The organism is Pectobacterium versatile (assembly GCF_003932035.1).
Classification (GTDB): Bacteria; Pseudomonadota; Gammaproteobacteria; order Enterobacterales; family Enterobacteriaceae; genus Pectobacterium; species Pectobacterium versatile.
Map to the genome: position 1 here is coordinate 4,859,597 of NZ_CP034276.1, position 17,200 is coordinate 4,876,796.

A 17,200-nucleotide genomic window follows, 5' to 3' on the forward strand; every position below is an offset into this window, starting at 1 on the left:
TATTGTTATGTTTGAAGCCGCGCGCGTTGGCGATGGGATCGGGCATTCCGGTGCTTTAGCAGGCATGATTGCGGGCACCATTGTCGGCGGGCTGATTGCCGCCGTCGGTGGTATTGCTGCCGGTGCCTTATTTATGGCGGGTCTCGCCTCCTCTTGCCTGGGCGTTGGCGTGTTATTGATTGGCCTCAGTTTTGCTGTTGGTTGGGCGACTGGGGTGCTGGCAGAAAAAGCCCGTGATGGCATTGCCGAGGCGGGTGCCAGCAGCATGTCAAAAGCTGGCACCATTGATACAGGTTCACGCAATGTGTTCATCAACGGTGTGAAGGCCGCCCTCGCCACCCTGAGTGTGGCCAGTTGTAGCAAAGATGGACCTTCCATGCAGGTGGCACAGGGATCGGAAACGGTCTATATCAACAGCCAACCAGCCTCCCGCTTTGGTGATAAAGTGAACTGTGGTGCCACTATCACGGAAGGCTCTTCCAATGTTTTCATTGGTGGTAAGGCCAAATCCACATTACCCATCAAGCCAGAAGTTCCTGAATGGCTCTATAAAGTCTCTGATTTAACGCTGCTTTTCGCTGGGCTGATTGGCGGAGTTGGCGGGGCGGCAAGCAAGCTCGGGAAACTGGGTCAGCTTTTACAAAAACTCCCCGGTATCAATAAGATCCAGCGCATTGTCTGCCGCTTTGGTGTGCTCATGACCGGCGTCGCAGCTGGGGGCATTATCGCCCGTCCGATAGACATCGTGAGCGGCCAAAAATTTCTGTCAGATGAAGATGAACTGGATTTTGTCCTTCCCTCTCGCTTACCCGTGTATTGGCAGCGTTACTGGCGTAGCGGTAACCCCAGCGATAGCGTACTGGGAAAAGGATGGAGTCTGTTCTGGGAAACGACGCTGACGCGCTATCAGGACGGTCTGGTTTGGCGTGCGCCGTCAGGCGATCTGATTTCCTTTCCTTTCGTTCCTATCGGTCAACGAACCTACTGCCCGGCAGAAAAACGCTGGTTGGAGCACCATCAGGATGAGAGCTGGTCGGTTTATGGGCCGGACGGTGAAGTATGGTCTTACACTGCGCTGTCTTCGCAGGGAAAAGCGGTGCTGGCACGCATTGCAGAGCCATGTGGCAATGACATGCTCCTTTTCTGGAACGACGACGACACGCTTAACGCCCTGACGGACAGCGCCGGGCGACACATCACCTGCCGGTATCTTGATGGGCGGCTGGAAAGCGTCTGGCTGGATGAATCGACCTGTCTCGTGCACTATACCTACAATACGCAAAGGCAATTGATTACCGTCACCGAGCGGGGCGGTAGCGTGCGCCGTCGTTTTACCTGGCAAGATGACGGGTTGATGGCCAGCCATGAAGATGCCAACGGCCTGCTCAGCGAATATCAGTGGCAGGAGATTGCAGATTTACCTCGCGTAGTGGCCTACCGGAATAGCGCGGGTGAGCAACTCACGCTGGAGTACGACTTTGCCGGACAGCGGAGAACCGCCCGCCGGGAAGACGGCCTCGTTGCACAGTGGGAGCTTGACAGTGATGACCACGTCGTTCGCTTTATCGATTACGACGGTCGCGAAACCGAACTGCGCTATGCCGATGACGAACTGTGTGAAGTCATCCTGCCCGGTGGGGCAAGTCGTAGGACCACATGGGACGGCTATGGCCGTTTACTCAGTGAAGTTGACCCGCTAGGTCGGGAAACACACTACCAGTGGTATCGGCTGACGGGTAACGTTGCTCTGATAACGTATGCCGACGGCAGCCAGGAGCAAATGCAGTATGACGACCTCAACCGGCTGGTTGAGGAGGTTGATGCTCTGGGGAACCCAACACGTTATCACTATCCCAATACGCAGGAGAGTTTGCCAGACAGCGTGACCGATGCACTGGGCGGCACCGTGACGTTGGTCTGGAATAACCAGGGGCTGCTGACGGCACGTACCGACTGTTCAGGGCAATGCAGCACCTTTGAGTATGACCATTACGGACAACTGCTGGCTTCTGTCGATGCGGAAGGTCACACCACCCGCCGGGAGTGGGATGCCTGCGGGCAACTGACTGGCGTTATCTACCCAGATGGTCGCCGGGAAACGCTGCGCTGGAATACCCGCGGCCAGTTGCAGGCATGGCGTGACGCACAGAACAGCGAAATACGCTGGCAATATAACGCGCTGGGCCAGCCTGTCAGTGTGACAGACCGCCTCCGCCGGACAAAGCGCTGGCACTATGACACACGCGGGCTATTGCTGCGGCTGGAGAACGGTAACGGTGCAGAATACCGGTTTGGCTATGATGCCGTCGGTCGGCTGGTTAACGAACGGCGTGTGGACGGCGTCGAACTGACATTCCGCTATGACGATGCTGGCCATCTGTGTCAGCGGTCACAACGTGGAAATGCAGCGAATGACGAAGCCATCTCGCACGTTTATCAGCATGATGCGGCCGGACAACTGGTGCGTCGGGCACATGCCCACGCAGTGTTTCACTATCAGCACAGTGACAGAGGCCAACTGGTTTCGCTAAAACGCGAGCCTACCGGAGAAGGTCTTGCGCTGGGACTCACCGCCGATGAGGTCAGGCTGACCTATGATGCCGCAGGCTATCTGTCGGGAGAGTGTGGCAGCGAAGGAGACATTTGCTATACGCGGGACGCGCTGGGGAATGTCAGTACCCTGTCTCTGCCGGATGGCGACGCGCTGCACTGGCTGCGGTATGGTTCCGGGCATGTCAGCGCAGTAAAATTCAATCATCAGGTCATCAGCGAGTTTACACGTGACCGGTTGCACCGGGAAATCACCCGCACTCAGGGACAACGCGAGCAGCGGCGGGAATATGACCGTTTAGGCCGCCTGACCTCACAACGCAGCGGGCTCTGGGATGTCGCAGAGCCGGAGCAGCAGATATTATCGCGGGTGCTCAGTTACACCGCATCCGGCGAGCTGGCCTCGGTCAGCGACCGCTTACGGGGTGATGTTCAGTACGATTACGATGCGGAAGGCCGCCTGCTAAAACGCATTGACGTGCACTGGCAGGTACACCACCGAGCATATGACTATGATGCCGCGGACAATATACAGGATGCCAGCCGTTCATCTTCCGCCTTCCCATTGTCAGACAACCGCCTGCTGAACTGGCGCAATATCTGGAACCAGTATGACGGTCAGGGCAACCTGACACGGCGGCGTGATGGCGCAACAGAGCAGTTTTACAAGTACGACGCCGATAACCGGCTGCTGGAAGCTAGAGGTAAAGGGCCGCAAGGCGAGTTTGTCGCACGCTATGGCTATGACGCGCTGGGCAGGCGCACCCGTAAAACCGTCAACTGGGGCGAAAACGGGCAGCAGGAAGAGACGCGTTTCCTGTGGGAAGGCTTCCGGCTGTTGCAGGCCAGATACGCTGACCGAACAGAAAATTATGTTTATGACCCGAACGTCTGGTGGTCACCGTTAGCGCGTATCACCCAGCCATCGGGAGAGCGCAACGGCGATATCCGCTGGTTCAACACCGACCTGAACGGCGCACCGCTGGAGATGACGGATGCGGACGGCTCGGTCCGCTGGAGCGGAGACTACGGTAGCTTCGGTGCCATCAACGGACAGACGCAGGACAGCGAAGGACTGCGCCACGGCAAACCAGTGGAATCCCAGCCGCTACGCTACGCCGGGCAATACGCAGATGACGAAACCGGTTTGCACTACAACCTGTTCCGCTACTATGATCCCACCGTCGGACGGTTCACCACGCAGGATCCGATAGGGCTGGCGGGGGGAATAAACCTTTATCAGTATGCGCCGAATCCTATTGGGTGGGTGGATCCGCTGGGGTTAAAACAAGACGAAGTTATTCGCTATATGGGGAAAGATGAGGCAATTTCCTCCGTAGCCGAACGCAATGGTCAGGGTGGTATCGTCCCTAATAATCGAGGTGATAAAGCTGTTTGGGTCAACCATGATAGTAGACCTGGATTTAATCCAGGCAATGAGAAATATAGAGCTGTAATGACAGTAGATAACAATGGGATCGATATGCTTAATAAGCATCAAGATATTGCTACTGTGAATTACAAAGAAACAGGATTAAAAGACGGTGTTCTTTCTAAGCAAAATGAACCTAGAGCAAGAGGTATTGGCCGTAATGTGATTGATAAATTTAACCGTTCAATTAAATCATTTAGTATTGAGAAAAAGGGGAGAGACGGAAAATGGAAATCGTGCGGAAAGAAAGTCACATGAATATTATTGATATTTTTTTTTATAAGCTTGAAAACTTCATCAATCCAAGATGTTGTAAAAGAGATTTTTCTCCTTATTCTTATAAAGAAGATGAGAGTGACCTTTATTTAATATCTGTTGAAAAGGAAAATGGGGGTTTTCATCCTCTAACAAGATGGCATGAACTTTTTCCAAAAGGTAAAGTAGATAAGGTAATTCATAGCCTTGGTTTTAGTAATAATGACTGTTACGCTATAAAATTAATGCTTTCACGACTTGGATATTTATTACAAATAGATAACAGGCAGCGTATAAACAAAGATATTCATATTTTTTTCTATGTCTTCCAATTGACATTTTTGAAGTCTGATAACATCAAAAATAGCGAAGTAGACATTAATTATTTTTTTAGATTCTTATGCTTTGAACTCGGTATTGATAATGATATATATGAGATTTTTTATATTTCTAAAAATAAATTATTTTTTAGATCTGAAAAATTAGGCGAAGTTGATTTTTATAACCTAATTGTTGAACTTTATGAAAAAATAGAAATTTCTAAAAATAAAAATGCCATAGCAAACACTAAATTATTTCAGCTTTCAGTTATTGATTTTCTATTTTCAAATAATTACAAAATGAAAGAAATCCCAATTAATGACGTTAATAAAAAATTAATTAATCCTGATTGTTTTTTATTAAATTATAAAAATTCCGCGAAAGTTATTTTCAATTCATTAGTCGATTGCTTTAATAAGCATCAGTCAGGTGGGAATCTATTGATTTCAAACATGATATTAATGAATTACTCTTATTATATATTAAAAAATAATAAGCGGAGTGTCTTTTCACTTAAAAAACACGTTAACAATGATGCCATTTTCTCATCGATATTATCCTCTTTAGCATTCAGAAGAATAATAGTTGATAAGGATTATTTTATTGGAATGGGATTGTCCGAGTATTTAAGTCTACCGAATGGAGAAGAAAATATACTTTATAATCTTATATATTCCATATAGTTATTTTATTATTAACAACATATGATTATATTTTTCTTGGTAAAATTCTAAGGCGCAGTCCGTTGGAGCGGAGACTACGGTAGCTTCGGTGCCGTCAACGGACAGACGCAAGACAGCGAAGGGCTGCGCCACGGCAAACCAGTGGAATCTCAGCCGCTACGCTACGCCGGGCAATACGCGGATGACGAAACCGGTTTGCACTACAACCTATTCCGCTACTATGATCCCGCCGTAGGTAGGTTCACCACGCAGGATCCGATAGGGCTAGCGGGGGGAATAAAACTTTACCAGTATGCGCCTAATCCGATTAGTTGGATCGATCCTTTAGGTTTGAGTAATGCTACTGTTGGTCGCTGGATGGGGCCTACTGAGTATAAACAAATGATAGATAGTGGAAAAGTTGTACAAAGTTCCACTGGCACCACTCATGTGGCTCACCCCGCGAATATCGACGCTTTTGGTAAACAAGCTAAGCCGGGTACAATGTATATCGAATTTGATGTGCCGAAAAACTCATTGATTAAAACTAATGACGGCTGGGCAAAAATAGTTGGTCCTGATTCTCTTGAAGGCCGTTTAGCAAAACGTAAAGGTTTGCCTGTTCCTAAAATGCCATCAGCGAATTAAATAGAAGTTAAAGCTCATAAAACTGAAACCGGAATAAAAAATGCTCCAAGATGTAAAGGATTGGATTTTATCTCATGGTGATTATGATGTTAAAATCAACAAAAATGAACTTACTGATAGTTTATTTGTTGATTTTGAAAATGAAAGTAAGATCGCCCGTTTTACTGTATGGGATGATAAATCATGCATGTTAGAAATAATGGATGTTAATACCGAGAAATACATTATTAATGACAGAAGGGAATTATCTGAAACTGGCGAAATAATAGAAGCCTTTAAAGAGTTCAGTTCTCTTTTAGATTAAATAAAAACCGGAAGTGATCCCAAAGATCCTTCCAGCTTTATTATTTAACTGCTTGTCTTATCTACCCGGATGGTCGCCGGGAAACGCTGCGCTGGAATACCCGCGGCCAGTTGCAGGCATGGCGTGACGCACAGAACAGCGAAGTACGCTGGCAATATAACGCGCTGGGCCAGCCCGTCAGTGTGACAGACCGCCTCCGCCGGACAAAGTGCTGGCACTATGACACACGCGGGCTGTTGCTGCGGCTGGAGAACGGTAACGGTGCAGAATACCGATTTGGCTATGATGCCGTCGGTCGGCTGGTTAACGAACGGCGTGTGGACGGCGTCGAACTGACATTCCGCTATGACGACGCTGGCCACCTGTGTCAGCGGTCACAGCGTGGAAATGCAGCGAATAACGAAGCCATCTCGCACGTTTATCAGCATGATGCGGCCGGACAACTGGTGCGTCGGGCACATGCCCACGCCGTGTTTCACTATCAACACAGTGACAGAGGCCAACTGGTTTCGCTAAAACGCGAGCCTACCGGAGAAGGGCTTGCGCTGGGACTCACCGCCGATGAGGTCAGACTGACCTATGATGCCGCAGGCTATCTGTCGGGAGAGTGTGGCAGCGAAGGAGACATTTGCTATACGCGGGACGCGCTGGGGAATGTCAGTACCCTGTCTCTGCCGGATGGCGACGCGCTGCACTGGCTGCGGTATGGCTCCGGACATGTCAGCGCAGTAAAATTCAATCATCAGGTCATCAGCGAGTTTACCCGTGACCAGTTGCACCGGGAAATCACCCGCACTCAGGGACAACGCGAGCAGCGGCGGGAATATGACCGTTTAGGCCGCCTGACCTCACAACGCAGCGGGCTCTGGGATGTCGCAGAGCCGGAGCAGCAGATATTATCGCGGGTGCTCAGTTACACCGCATCCGGCGAGCTGGCCTCGGTCAGCGACAGCCTACGGGGTGACGTTCAGTACGATTACGATGCGGAAGGCCGTCTGCTGAAGCGCATTGACGTGCACTGGCAGGTACACCACCGGGCATATGACTATGATGCCGCGGACAATATACAGGATGCCAGCCGTTCATCTTCCGCCTTCTCATTGTCAGACAACCGCCTGCTGAACTGGCGCAATCTCTGGAACCAGTATGACGGTCAGGGCAACCTGACACGGCGGCGTGACGGCGCAACAGAGCAGTTTTACAAGTACGACGCCGATAACCGGCTGCTGGAAGCGCGGGGTAAAGGGCCGCAAGGCGAGTTTGTCGCACGCTATGGCTATGACGCGCTGGGCAGGCGCACCCGTAAAACCGTCAACTGGGGCGAAAACGGGCAGCAGGAAGAGACGCGTTTCCTGTGGGAAGGCTTCCGGCTGTTGCAGGCCAGATACGCTGACCGAACAGAAAGTTATGTTTATGACCCAAACGTCTGGTGGTCACCGTTAGCGCGTATCACCCAACCATCGGGAGAGCGCAACGGCGATATCCGCTGGTTCAACACCGACCTGAACGGCGCCCCGCTGGAGATGACGGATGCGGACGGCGCGGTCCGCTGGAGCGGAGACTACGGCAGCTTCGGTGCCGTCAACGGACAGACGCAGGACAGCGAAGGACTGCGCCACGGCAAACCAGTGGAATCCCAGCCGCTACGCTACGCCGGGCAATACGCGGATGACGAAACCGGTTTGCACTACAACCTGTTCCGCTACTATGATCCCACCGTCGGACGGTTCACCACGCAGGACCCGATAGGGCTAGCGGGGGGAATAAACCTTTACCAGTATGCGCCTAATCCTATTGGGTGGGTGGATCCGCTGGGGTTGACTAAGGAATGTGGTTCAACTAAAAGGAATGGCAAATATACTGAGCCTGACTTACCTCCCAAAGTGGTTGCTAAGCAAGGGGATGTTGAAATTGTTCATTATACCAGAAGTGGGGATCATGGCCCCGCACACCTTCATGTTAAAGGTGGCGGTCCCGAAACAAAAATAGGGCAAGCAGGGAAGCCAATCAAAGGCTCACCACCATTAACGTCTAAGCAGCAAGTAGCCGTTGATGCCAACCGCTCCGTAATACGTAAAACTGTCGATAAAATACAACGATGGTTTAAATACCAAAATTTAGAGTGAATGATTAAAGTGAATATGAAAGAAATATGGGTATTTAATGGTGCGATGGCTCGCTTCCCTTCGGGAATATTCTTTTCTTTGGATAATGCTAAAGACTGGATAAAAGAAAATCGATTAACAGGAGTATTGACAAAATATCCTGTTAATAAAGGGGTTTATGATTGGGCCATTGAAAATAATTTGTTTTGTGCAACGGAAGATAAACATAAAACACCATCATTTATAGGTGGTTTCACCTGTGCATCAATGGAGCACCTTCATTTTGAAGATGGTATAGAAGACTGACATTATTTATGTCAGTTGATAACCGGAAGCGATCTTAACGATCCTTCCGGCTTTATTTTATGTTTTCTTTATTACGAAATATGCGATGTCAGAGATTAATCTCCATCTCAATCACCAGCCTCCCGCGCTCGACGGTAACGGTAATTTGCATCCCGGTCATAAAACCCGGCTCCTCCAGCTAGCGGCCTTTGAGGTTAATCGCTGACGATAGGAAGCAGGAAGAAACGCGTTTCCTGTGGGAAGGCTTCCGGCTGTTGCAGGCCAGATACGCTGGCCGAACAGAAAGTTATGTTTATGACCCGAACGTCTGGTGGTCACCGTTAGCGCGTATCACCCAACCATCGGGAGAGCGCAACGGCGATATCCGCTGGTTCAACACCGACCTGAACGGCGCACCGCTGGAGATGACGGATGCGGACGGCGCGGTCCGCTGGAGCGGCGACTACGGCAGGTTCGGTGCCGTCAACGGACAGACGCAGGACTGCGAAGGACTGCGCCACGGCAAACCAGTGGAATCTCAGCCGCTACGCTACGCCGGGCAATACGCGGATGACGAAACCGGTTTGCACTACAACCTGTTCCGCTACTATGATCCCACCCTAGGTAGGTTCACGACACAGGATCCGATAGGGCTGGCGGGGGGAATAAACCTTTATCAGTATGCGCCTAATCCGCTGGGGTGGGTGGATCCGCTGGGGTTACAACGGCTTTGTGCATTTGGAAATAAGAGTGGGCCAAAAGGTATTCGTGAGCGAGATTTAGCGCCCAATGAGCATGGCTTACTTCCTTCACAAGCAAGTAAAGCCAGACCTCAAGGTAAATCAGTGACCAGAACACCTGAAGAATCTGGTTTACAGGGGCATTATCATACTTTACCTGAAGATGTAAAAATGCCTGATGGATTAGGTATTAAGCACGATGGGCGTGATATGCCGGGAGGGTATATGTCTCCTGGACACTCAACAGTGTATCCCACTCGAGAGATGACGCCAGATGAGTTCAATAATTTGTTTGATTCATTGCCATGGGGATATGGTGGTAAAATATGAATGATTTCGTAAAAAAATTTATTGCAATTGAAGATTTTCTTAATGAAGAAACCCGTAGTTTCATTGCCTGTGTCCAACGTAATGGGATTACATGGTCAAAATATGAATTACAAGAAGCCAATCTAAATCAATATTATTATCGAGTTCGCTCACTATTTGTTGAATATGAACCCAATTTGATTTCTTTGCTGTGTTCTAATGATGGTGAAAGTAGAAGGGTATCTTTAAAATTAATAAAAGATGGATTTTTTGATTTTTCTTCATCCGATGTACTTATTGAGAAACTCATAAATATATCGATAATCGGTAATGATGAAGAAAAAAAATTGGCGGAAAATATTATAATTTCTCGCGGGTGGATATCAGATCGAGATGAGTTGATTGAAGATATCATATCTAATTTTTATAGAAACGAGTTGGATTATTATTTATATAAAGATATTGGTGATTTTTTAAATACCATAAATAATAATTTATTACTAGATAAACATATAAAATTAGGAATAAATAGTCAAGATGAAGATATCATTGAGTTGGCTAATGAACTAAGAGTGAAGTTGGTCCGTAGGTAGTTCAGGGTTTGCATTTTCGGTGGGAGGCTTTTTGGCCGTGAGGCAGAACTGCACTACAACCTGTTCCGCTACTATGATCCCACCGTCGGACGCTTCACCACGCAGGATCCGATAGGGCTAACGGGGGAATAAACCTTTATCAGTATGCGCCGAATCCTATTGGGTGGGTGGATCCTTTTGGGTTATCAGGTTCATTTATTGACCCACGCTTGATAAATTTTAGTCAATCATGGGTTAGTCCTAATGACTATGCCGAAGTAATTAGTCATAAGGGTTGGATTGGAGATCCTTTAAATGTAATTATTCGTGACGGTAAAATGATAAGTTTTGATAATCGAAGGCTAGATGCTGCTCTGTCATTAGATATGAAAGAAGTCCCGATCACTATTGTAGAAGGTTCGGGTTCATACCCGAAATCAACAACAGGAAAAACTTGGGACAACGCTTTTAATGAGAGATTAAGTAAAAATGGCCTTGGACAGTATGGTACACCAGAAAGACCAGCAATAGGTAAAGTTGATGGTGAAGCAAGAATAAAGAAAAATAGGAGTAATCGTGTTGGATGTTCATGAATTAGTGAAAAAAGAAGAATTTTATTACTCTGATCTTATATACATAAAAGGCAGCGGTTTTTTAGAATACACTATAGCTAATAATGGTTTGGTTTTTAATAAAAAAAATCAAATAAAAGGGGTTGAATTAACAGATATATTTGCTAATTCCACATCTGAATCCAATGGTTCTATCTATGTTTGCGGTGAGTGTTCAGCACATAGTTCATGCGGTTTTTTTTATAAAAAAACAAATGAAAATATAGATTGGTTCCTGATGAGTTTAGAATTTGGACCATTCGTTAATATTATTAAAAATGATAGAGAAATTAGATTTCTCTCTGAGGAAAACTCAGGTTTTATCGTGTTAAATAATAATGAACTAGATGTAAAAAATAAATTCTTATTTGATATGAAATTAAGAAACCGCCCATAGATACCTTGATCAGCATGATAATAAAGGACTCTCTGTCAGGCTGCGGTATGGCTCCGGGCATGTCAGCGCAGTAAAATTCAATCATCAGGTCATCAGCGAGTTTACCCGTGACCGGTTGCACCGGGAAATCACCCGCACTCAGGGACAACGCGAGCAGCGGCGGGAATATGACCGTTTAGGCCGCCTGACCTCACAACGCAGCGGGCTCTGGGATGTCGCAGAGCCGGAGCAGCAGATATTATCGCGGGTGCTCAGTTACACCGCATCCGGCGAGCTGGCCTCGGTCAGCGACAGCCTACGAGGTGATGTTCAGTACGATTACGATGCGGAAGGCCGCCTGCTAAAACGCATTGACGTGCACTGGCAGGTACACCACCGAGCATATGACTATGATGCCGCGGACAATATACAAGATGCCAGCCGTTCATCTTCCGCCTTCCCATTGTCAGACAACCGCCTGCTGAACTGGCGCAATCTCTGGAACCAGTATGACGGTCAAGGCAACCTGACACGGCGGCGTGATGGCGCAACAGAGCAGTTTTACAAGTACGACGCCGATAACCGGCTGCTGGAAGCTAGAGGTAAAGGGCCGCAAGGCGAGTTTGTCGCACGCTATGGCTATGACGCGCTGGGCAGGCGCACCCGTAAAACCGTCAACTGGGGCGAAAACGGGCAGCAGGAAGAGACGCGTTTCCTGTGGGAAGGCTTCCGGCTGTTGCAGGCCAGATACGCTGACCGAACAGAAAATTATGTTTATGACCCGAACATCTGGTGGTCACCGTTAGCGCGTATCACCCAGCCATCGGGAGAACGCAACGGCGATATCCGCTGGTTCAACACCGACCTGAACGGCGCCCCGCTGGAGATGACGGATGCGGACGGCGCGGTCCGCTGGAGCGGAGACTACGGCAGCTTCGGTGCCATCAACGGACAGACGCAGGACAGCGAAGGACTGCGCCACGGCAAACCAGTGGAATCCAAGCCGCTACGCCAGGCGGCCAGTACGTTTCACCTGACCCGATAGGGGTATTGGGGGGTGATGATAACTATGATTACGTTCCAAATCCGAATACGTGGGTTGACCCGTTTGGGCTAAATATAGAATGGTTCCATCCGTCATCATTGAATTATTCTCAAGCATATATCTCTGATAACGTTAGTGAATATATAAGAGATATGACCAGTTAATTTATTTAGATAATCGAAGACGTTAGGTCGTAAGCAAAGTGCCAAAAGGAAAATGTAAGTCATGATAAATGAATTAAGAAAAAAATGGCTTGAAAATAAACTACCAGGACTAGATTTAGTTATTTTTGAATCTGGAAAAGTACAATACATAGATATCTATTTTATTGAAAACAACGCATTATCACACTCTTTTAATAAAGAATATGTTATCTCATATGGCGAGATTTCGACCTTCAAAGAAATTGCTAATATTCACGACGAAATATGGTCTGAAATTCAGATAAACAATAAATTATCAGTAGATAAAGAGAATATATTTCTGTGTGGGGAAGGAGACATGGGAAATGAAGGGTTCATTATTAAAACAGATATAAACAACAATATAAAAATGGTCATTTATTCAACAACATCTAACCCATTCATAGAAATAAGAAAGATACAAGATAACATTTATTTTAAGTCAACAGCGAATTTCCATGTTGTTGTTAATTTGTTCTCTGACGATATCACAATTTGTAATGAGGATATTTTATAGCGATAAATGATATAACATCATATTATTGTTTTTTAATTTACTCAGTAAATTATCTTACCCTCAAACGTTTTCTTTGAGGCCGAGGTCGATACTAATTAATATGTTTACATTAATGACTATTAAACTCATGGGATTTGGGACAATATCCTGCATTGCTGCAATGAAGTCGCAGGCTGGCTGATGCTCGAGATAAGCGCTCAGCAGCAGGAGAGACGAATCGCTGAAGTCAGGTTAAATTTAGCGGAATACATGCACAGCAGCAGTCAGGTAAAACCCACTTCCTACTCACCCACGCCCCGGAAAAGCAGCGTAGGTGAGTTGAAGGCAAACTAGGCGACAGCGGTGCCCTGTTCGTCCTGATCGACAGCGAAGCAGGCGACCTGCTGTTCACCGTAGGTCTTAAGCTGCGGCTGGAACTGGGTGCAGGTGCTGAAGCAGCGCTGACAGCGGGCATTGAACGCGCAGCCTGGTGGTGGATTCAGTGGGCTAGGTAGCTCACCCGTCAGCTTGATGCGCTCGCGGCGTAAATCTGGATTCAGGCGCGGCGTCGCGGAAAGTAACGCTTGCGTATACGGGTGACGCGGGTTGTTGAAAATGGCATCTTTACTGCCCTTCTCGACACAGCGGCCCAGATACATCACCATCACTTCATCAGCGATATGTTCAACGACGGACAAATCGTGCGAGATGAAGACGTAAGACAGCCCCAGATCCTGCTGCAAGTCCATCATCAGGTTCAGCACCTGTGCGCGAACCGACACGTCCAGCGCCGAAACCGGCTCATCAGCAATCACCACATCTGGATCCAGCATCAGCCCACGGGCGATAGCGATACGCTGACGCTGGCCGCCGGAGAACATATGTGGATAGCGATCGTAATGCTCCGTTTTCAGCCCCACTTTCGCCATCATCGCCAGCGCTTTTTCACGGCGTTCGGCTTTTGACAGCTCAGTGTTGATCTGGAGCGGTTCTTCCAGGATCTGACCGACTTTCTTACGTGGATTGAGCGATCCATAAGGATTCTGGAAAACGATCTGGATCTTCTGCCGACGCAGTTTCTGCGCTTGCGGATCGTGCTTCAGCAGATCCTGCCCCTGATAGTACAGTTCGCCATCCGATGGAGTTTCGATCATCGTCAGCAGGCGACCCAGCGTGGATTTTCCACAACCGGACTCTCCGACCACCGCCAGCGTTTTACCGCGCTCCAGCGTAAAAGAAACGCCGTCCAACGCTTTCACCATCCGCTCTGGCGCGAAAAAGCCCTTTTTCACCGGATAGTGTTTCTTCAAATCAATCGCATGCAGCAAATACGGCTGCGATGTTGCGTTCAGTTCACTCATAGGGTTGGCCTCCCCGCATCATCGAGCGGTGTATGACATTTCACCTGACGACCAGGAATATCGCGCAGTGCAGGTTCTTCCTGACGGCAGCGGTCCTGCGCATAGGGGCAGCGCGGGTTTAACAGACAGCCGTTCGGGCGGTCATATTTACCCGGCACCACGCCCGGCAGCGATGCCAGTCGGGATTTATCCGCCGCAAACTCCGGTAGCGCACGCAGCAGCGCCTGGGTATACGGATGACGAGGTGCGCGGAAAATATCCGCCGCTTTGCCTGATTCCACCACTTGCCCGGCATACATCACAATGATGTGGTGTGCCGCTTCAGCCACCAGCGCCAAATCGTGGGTAATCAGGATCAGCGCCATGTTTTCGCGCTGCTGCAATTCGAGCAGCAGTTCGATGATCTGCGCCTGAATGGTCACGTCCAGCGCCGTGGTTGGTTCATCGGCAATCAGCAGCTTCGGCCGACAGGCAATCGCCATCGCGATCATCACGCGCTGGCTCATCCCGCCGGAAAGCTGGTGCGGATACACGTCAAGACGCGAACCCGGATCGGGAATCCCGACCAACGTCAGCAGGTCAATCGCTCGCTGACGACGGGTTTTGCGATTACCGCCCTGATGCACCTTGATGGCTTCCATGATCTGGTAGCCCACGGTGTAACACGGGTTCAGGCTGGTCATCGGGTCCTGGAAAATCATCGCGACTTCAGAACCCACCAGATTACGCCGTTCTTTCTCAGAAATTTTCGTTAAATCACGCTGGTTAAATTCCAGCTTGTCGGCCATCACTTTGCCGGGGTAATCAATCAGCCCCATAATCGCCAGCGAGCTGACGGATTTACCAGAGCCGGATTCCCCGACGATACCGACCACCTGCCCTTCTTCCACCTGATAGCTGATGCGATCGACCGCACGAAACGGCAGATCCTCATCACCAAAGTGAACCGACAGTTTATCTACATTGAGCAACGCCATCTCTCTACCTCTACTACTGCTTGAGTTTGGGGTCGAGAGCATCACGCAAGCCGTCCCCCATCAGGTTAAACGCCAATACCGTCAGTAAGATTGCTACGCCGGGGAACGTCACCACCCACCAGGCGCTTTGCGCAAACTGCAAAACGTCCGACAGCATGGTGCCCCACTCTGGCGTTGGCGGCTGTGCGCCCATACCGAGGAAACCCAAAGCAGCCATATCAAGAATGGCGTTAGAAAAGCCGAGAGAAGCCTGCACAATCAACGGTGCCAGGCAGTTCGGAAGAATGTTGACGAACATCTGGCGTGCCGAACTCGCTCCCGCCACGCGTGAAGCGGTGACGTAATCGCGGTTGACTTCCACCAGCACCGCCGCACGAGTCAAACGGACATAGTGCGGCAACGCCACGAAGGTCAGCGCCAGCGAGGCGTTCACAATCGAAGGTCCGAAGATGGCCACCAGCACCAGCGCCAACAGCAGGCTTGGCAGTGCCAGCATGATATCGACAACACGCATGATGAGCGCATCGACCACACCGCCGAAATACCCAGCCAGCAGACCGAAGATCACCCCCAGCACCAGCGACAGCGCGACGACCAGACAGCCGACCAGCAGCGACAGGCGTGCACCGTACATCAGACGGGATAGAACATCACGCCCGACGTCGTCCGTTCCCAGAATAAACTGCCAGCTTCCGCCCTCTTGCCAGACCGGCGGACGAAGCAGCGCATCGCGGAACTGCTCAGCAGGCGCATGCGGCGCCAGTACGTTGGCACCAATGGCGATAATCAGCATCAGCACGACATACACCATGCCAACGACCGCCCCTTTGTTACGTTTAAAATAGTGCCAGAATTCCTGTAGCGGGGTCATCGGCTTCGGTGCGCTATTTACAACAGGTTCAGTGACGTGTGTCATCTTAGCCTTCCCCTTATTTCTTGTGACGGATGCGTGGGTTAACCACACCGTAGAGCACATCGACCAGCAGGTTCACCAGAATGATCATGGTTGCCACCAGCAGTACGCCGCCCTGAACCACCGGATAGTCACGACGCTGCAACGCATCGATTAACCACCGTCCCAGCCCCGGCCAAGAGAAAATGGTTTCCGTCAGGATCGCCCCGGCCAGCATGGTGCCGACCTGTAAACCAATCACCGTTACCACCGGCAGCATCGCATTACGCAACGCGTGCACGACAATCACACGCAGACGGCTCAGCCCTTTAGCGCGGGCGGTGCGGATGTAGTCCTCACCCAGCACTTCCAGCATGGCAGAACGCGTCATACGCACAATCACCGCCAGTGGAATGGTGCCCAGCACGATGGCAGGCAGGATCATGTGTTGAACGGCATCGATGAAATCGCCTTCCTCGCCCCAGAACAGAGTATCGATCAGCATAAAGCCAGTCAGCGGCATGCTGTCATCGAGGAAAATCGTGTCGCTGATACGCCCCGAAACGGGCGTCAGGTTGAGCTGAACGGAGACCAGCATAATCAACATCATGCCCCACCAGAAGATAGGCATGGAGTAGCCCGTCAGCGCCAGGCCAACAGAGGTATGATCGAAAATGGAACCACGTTTGACCGCAGCCAACACGCCAACAGGAATCCCCACTGCGATAGCAAACATCATCGCGCAGATACCCAGTTCCAGCGTCGCTTTGAAGCGAGGCACAAATTCTTCCCACACGGGGATACGACTCTTTAGGGAGATCCCCAGATCGCCCTGCATCACACCGCCAATATAGTGGAGGTATTGCTGCCAAAGCGGCTTATCCAGCCCCATTTCAGCCAGCAATTGCGCATGGCGCTCGGCGGAGATGCCTCGTTCCCCCGCCATGATCATCACCGGGTCGCCCGGAATCATGTGCACGAATGCGAAGGTCAATAGGGTGATACCAATAAACGTTGGGATAACGAGTCCCAAACGCCGGAGTATGAACTGCAACATATCCCGAACTCTCTATTCAT

At 49.7% G+C, this 17,200-nt stretch carries 14 protein-coding genes and 4 pseudogenes; 13 read left to right on the plus strand and 5 right to left on the minus strand.

The window, feature by feature from the left end; all coding sequences use genetic code 11:
• Positions 1-7 precede the first annotated feature (7 nt).
• From EIP93_RS21960 to EIP93_RS21985, 6 genes and pseudogenes are all read left to right on the plus strand, one after another.
• Positions 8-4,240, plus strand: a complete 4,233-nt coding sequence (locus EIP93_RS21960; RefSeq protein ID WP_241229560.1) for an RHS repeat-associated core domain-containing protein — start codon at positions 8-10, stop codon at positions 4,238-4,240.
• Positions 4,237-5,241, plus strand: a complete 1,005-nt coding sequence (locus tag EIP93_RS21965; RefSeq protein ID WP_125233276.1) for a hypothetical protein — start codon at positions 4,237-4,239, stop codon at positions 5,239-5,241. Before EIP93_RS21960 ends, EIP93_RS21965 begins: the two co-directional genes overlap by 4 nt.
• Positions 5,242-5,292: 51 nt before the next feature.
• Positions 5,293-5,868: pseudogene (locus EIP93_RS21970) on the plus strand (RHS repeat-associated core domain-containing protein); the annotation flags it as partial.
• Between the two features lie 40 nt (positions 5,869-5,908).
• A complete protein-coding gene (locus EIP93_RS21975) occupies positions 5,909-6,172 on the plus strand; it encodes an immunity protein TriTu family protein (protein ID WP_119158009.1) in 264 nt (87 codons plus the stop codon).
• A 56-nt stretch (positions 6,173-6,228) separates the two neighbouring features.
• Positions 6,229-7,998, plus strand: a pseudogene (locus tag EIP93_RS21980) (RHS repeat-associated core domain-containing protein); the annotation flags it as partial.
• 315 nt (positions 7,999-8,313) lie between these two features.
• Positions 8,314-8,583 (plus strand): DUF7710 domain-containing protein, encoded by a 270-nt coding sequence (locus tag EIP93_RS21985; RefSeq protein WP_233980846.1) that lies wholly within the window; start codon positions 8,314-8,316, stop codon positions 8,581-8,583.
• Between the two features lie 88 nt (positions 8,584-8,671).
• Here the strand turns inward: EIP93_RS21985 and EIP93_RS22975 are convergent, their stop codons facing one another.
• Complete coding sequence (locus EIP93_RS22975) at positions 8,672-8,761, minus strand: SymE family type I addiction module toxin (RefSeq protein ID WP_326489508.1); 90 nt, start codon at positions 8,759-8,761, stop codon at positions 8,672-8,674.
• A 40-nt stretch (positions 8,762-8,801) separates the two neighbouring features.
• Here EIP93_RS22975 and EIP93_RS23125 point away from each other — a divergent pair.
• The 7 genes and pseudogenes from EIP93_RS23125 to EIP93_RS22020 all read left to right on the plus strand — a co-directional run.
• A pseudogene (locus tag EIP93_RS23125) lies at positions 8,802-9,632 on the plus strand (RHS repeat-associated core domain-containing protein); the annotation flags it as partial.
• Complete coding sequence (locus EIP93_RS22000; RefSeq protein WP_125233278.1) at positions 9,629-10,204, plus strand: hypothetical protein; 576 nt, start codon at positions 9,629-9,631, stop codon at positions 10,202-10,204. The pseudogene EIP93_RS23125 and the gene EIP93_RS22000, both read left to right, overlap by 4 nt.
• Positions 10,205-10,243: 39 nt before the next feature.
• Positions 10,244-10,392 (plus strand): annotated as a pseudogene (locus EIP93_RS23130) (RHS repeat-associated core domain-containing protein); the annotation flags it as partial.
• The gene (locus tag EIP93_RS22835; protein ID WP_193554780.1) at positions 10,372-10,776 is read left to right on the plus strand and encodes a hypothetical protein; all 405 of its coding nucleotides are present in this window, start codon (positions 10,372-10,374) and stop codon (positions 10,774-10,776) included. The pseudogene EIP93_RS23130 and the gene EIP93_RS22835, both read left to right, overlap by 21 nt.
• Positions 10,760-11,191 carry a hypothetical protein gene (locus EIP93_RS22010; protein WP_125233279.1) on the plus strand — a complete coding sequence of 144 codons (432 nt, stop codon included), beginning with the start codon at positions 10,760-10,762 and terminating at the stop codon, positions 11,189-11,191. Before EIP93_RS22835 ends, EIP93_RS22010 begins: the two co-directional genes overlap by 17 nt.
• A 115-nt stretch (positions 11,192-11,306) precedes the next feature.
• Positions 11,307-12,215: an RHS repeat domain-containing protein gene (locus tag EIP93_RS22015; RefSeq protein ID WP_233964174.1), complete on the plus strand. Its 909-nt coding sequence runs from the start codon at positions 11,307-11,309 to the stop codon at positions 12,213-12,215.
• 225 nt (positions 12,216-12,440) lie between these two features.
• Positions 12,441-12,914 carry a hypothetical protein gene (locus EIP93_RS22020; RefSeq protein ID WP_125233280.1) on the plus strand — a complete coding sequence of 158 codons (474 nt, stop codon included), beginning with the start codon at positions 12,441-12,443 and terminating at the stop codon, positions 12,912-12,914.
• A 329-nt stretch (positions 12,915-13,243) separates the two neighbouring features.
• Here the strand turns inward: EIP93_RS22020 and dppF are convergent, their stop codons facing one another.
• Genes dppF through dppB form a run of 4 tightly spaced genes read right to left on the minus strand, consistent with a single transcriptional unit; the run spans position 13,244 to position 17,180 of the window.
• Positions 13,244-14,254 (minus strand): dipeptide ABC transporter ATP-binding subunit DppF, encoded by a 1,011-nt coding sequence (gene dppF / locus EIP93_RS22025; protein ID WP_040032801.1) that lies wholly within the window; start codon positions 14,252-14,254, stop codon positions 13,244-13,246.
• Complete coding sequence (gene dppD, locus EIP93_RS22030) at positions 14,251-15,231, minus strand: dipeptide ABC transporter ATP-binding protein (protein WP_095700998.1); 981 nt, start codon at positions 15,229-15,231, stop codon at positions 14,251-14,253. Before dppD ends, dppF begins: the two co-directional genes overlap by 4 nt.
• Before the next feature lie 13 nt (positions 15,232-15,244).
• Positions 15,245-16,147, minus strand: coding sequence for a dipeptide ABC transporter permease DppC (dppC, locus tag EIP93_RS22035; protein ID WP_107333648.1), 903 nt, complete (start codon positions 16,145-16,147; stop codon positions 15,245-15,247).
• Between the two features lie 13 nt (positions 16,148-16,160).
• Entirely contained in the window at positions 16,161-17,180 is a 1,020-nt protein-coding gene (gene dppB, locus EIP93_RS22040) for a dipeptide ABC transporter permease DppB (protein WP_010296852.1), read from the minus strand.
• Between the last annotated feature and the right edge of the window lie 20 nt (positions 17,181-17,200).

What these genes read in the sequence shown, in the direction of transcription:
- dppF (WP_040032801.1), bottom strand. Translation starts at nt 14,254, where the DNA reads ATGAGTGAACTGAACGCAACATCGCAGCCGTATTTGCTGCATGCGATT.
- dppD (WP_095700998.1), bottom strand. Translation starts at nt 15,231, where the DNA reads ATGGCGTTGCTCAATGTAGATAAACTGTCGGTTCACTTTGGTGATGAG.
- EIP93_RS21975 (WP_119158009.1), top strand. Translation starts at nt 5,909, where the DNA reads ATGCTCCAAGATGTAAAGGATTGGATTTTATCTCATGGTGATTATGAT.
- dppC (WP_107333648.1), bottom strand. Translation starts at nt 16,147, where the DNA reads ATGACACACGTCACTGAACCTGTTGTAAATAGCGCACCGAAGCCGATG.
- EIP93_RS21985 (WP_233980846.1), top strand. Translation starts at nt 8,314, where the DNA reads ATGAAAGAAATATGGGTATTTAATGGTGCGATGGCTCGCTTCCCTTCG.
- EIP93_RS22000 (WP_125233278.1), top strand. Translation starts at nt 9,629, where the DNA reads ATGAATGATTTCGTAAAAAAATTTATTGCAATTGAAGATTTTCTTAAT.
- EIP93_RS21960 (WP_241229560.1), top strand. Translation starts at nt 8, where the DNA reads ATGTTTGAAGCCGCGCGCGTTGGCGATGGGATCGGGCATTCCGGTGCT.
- dppB (WP_010296852.1), bottom strand. Translation starts at nt 17,180, where the DNA reads ATGTTGCAGTTCATACTCCGGCGTTTGGGACTCGTTATCCCAACGTTT.
- EIP93_RS22020 (WP_125233280.1), top strand. Translation starts at nt 12,441, where the DNA reads ATGATAAATGAATTAAGAAAAAAATGGCTTGAAAATAAACTACCAGGA.
- EIP93_RS21965 (WP_125233276.1), top strand. Translation starts at nt 4,237, where the DNA reads ATGAATATTATTGATATTTTTTTTTATAAGCTTGAAAACTTCATCAAT.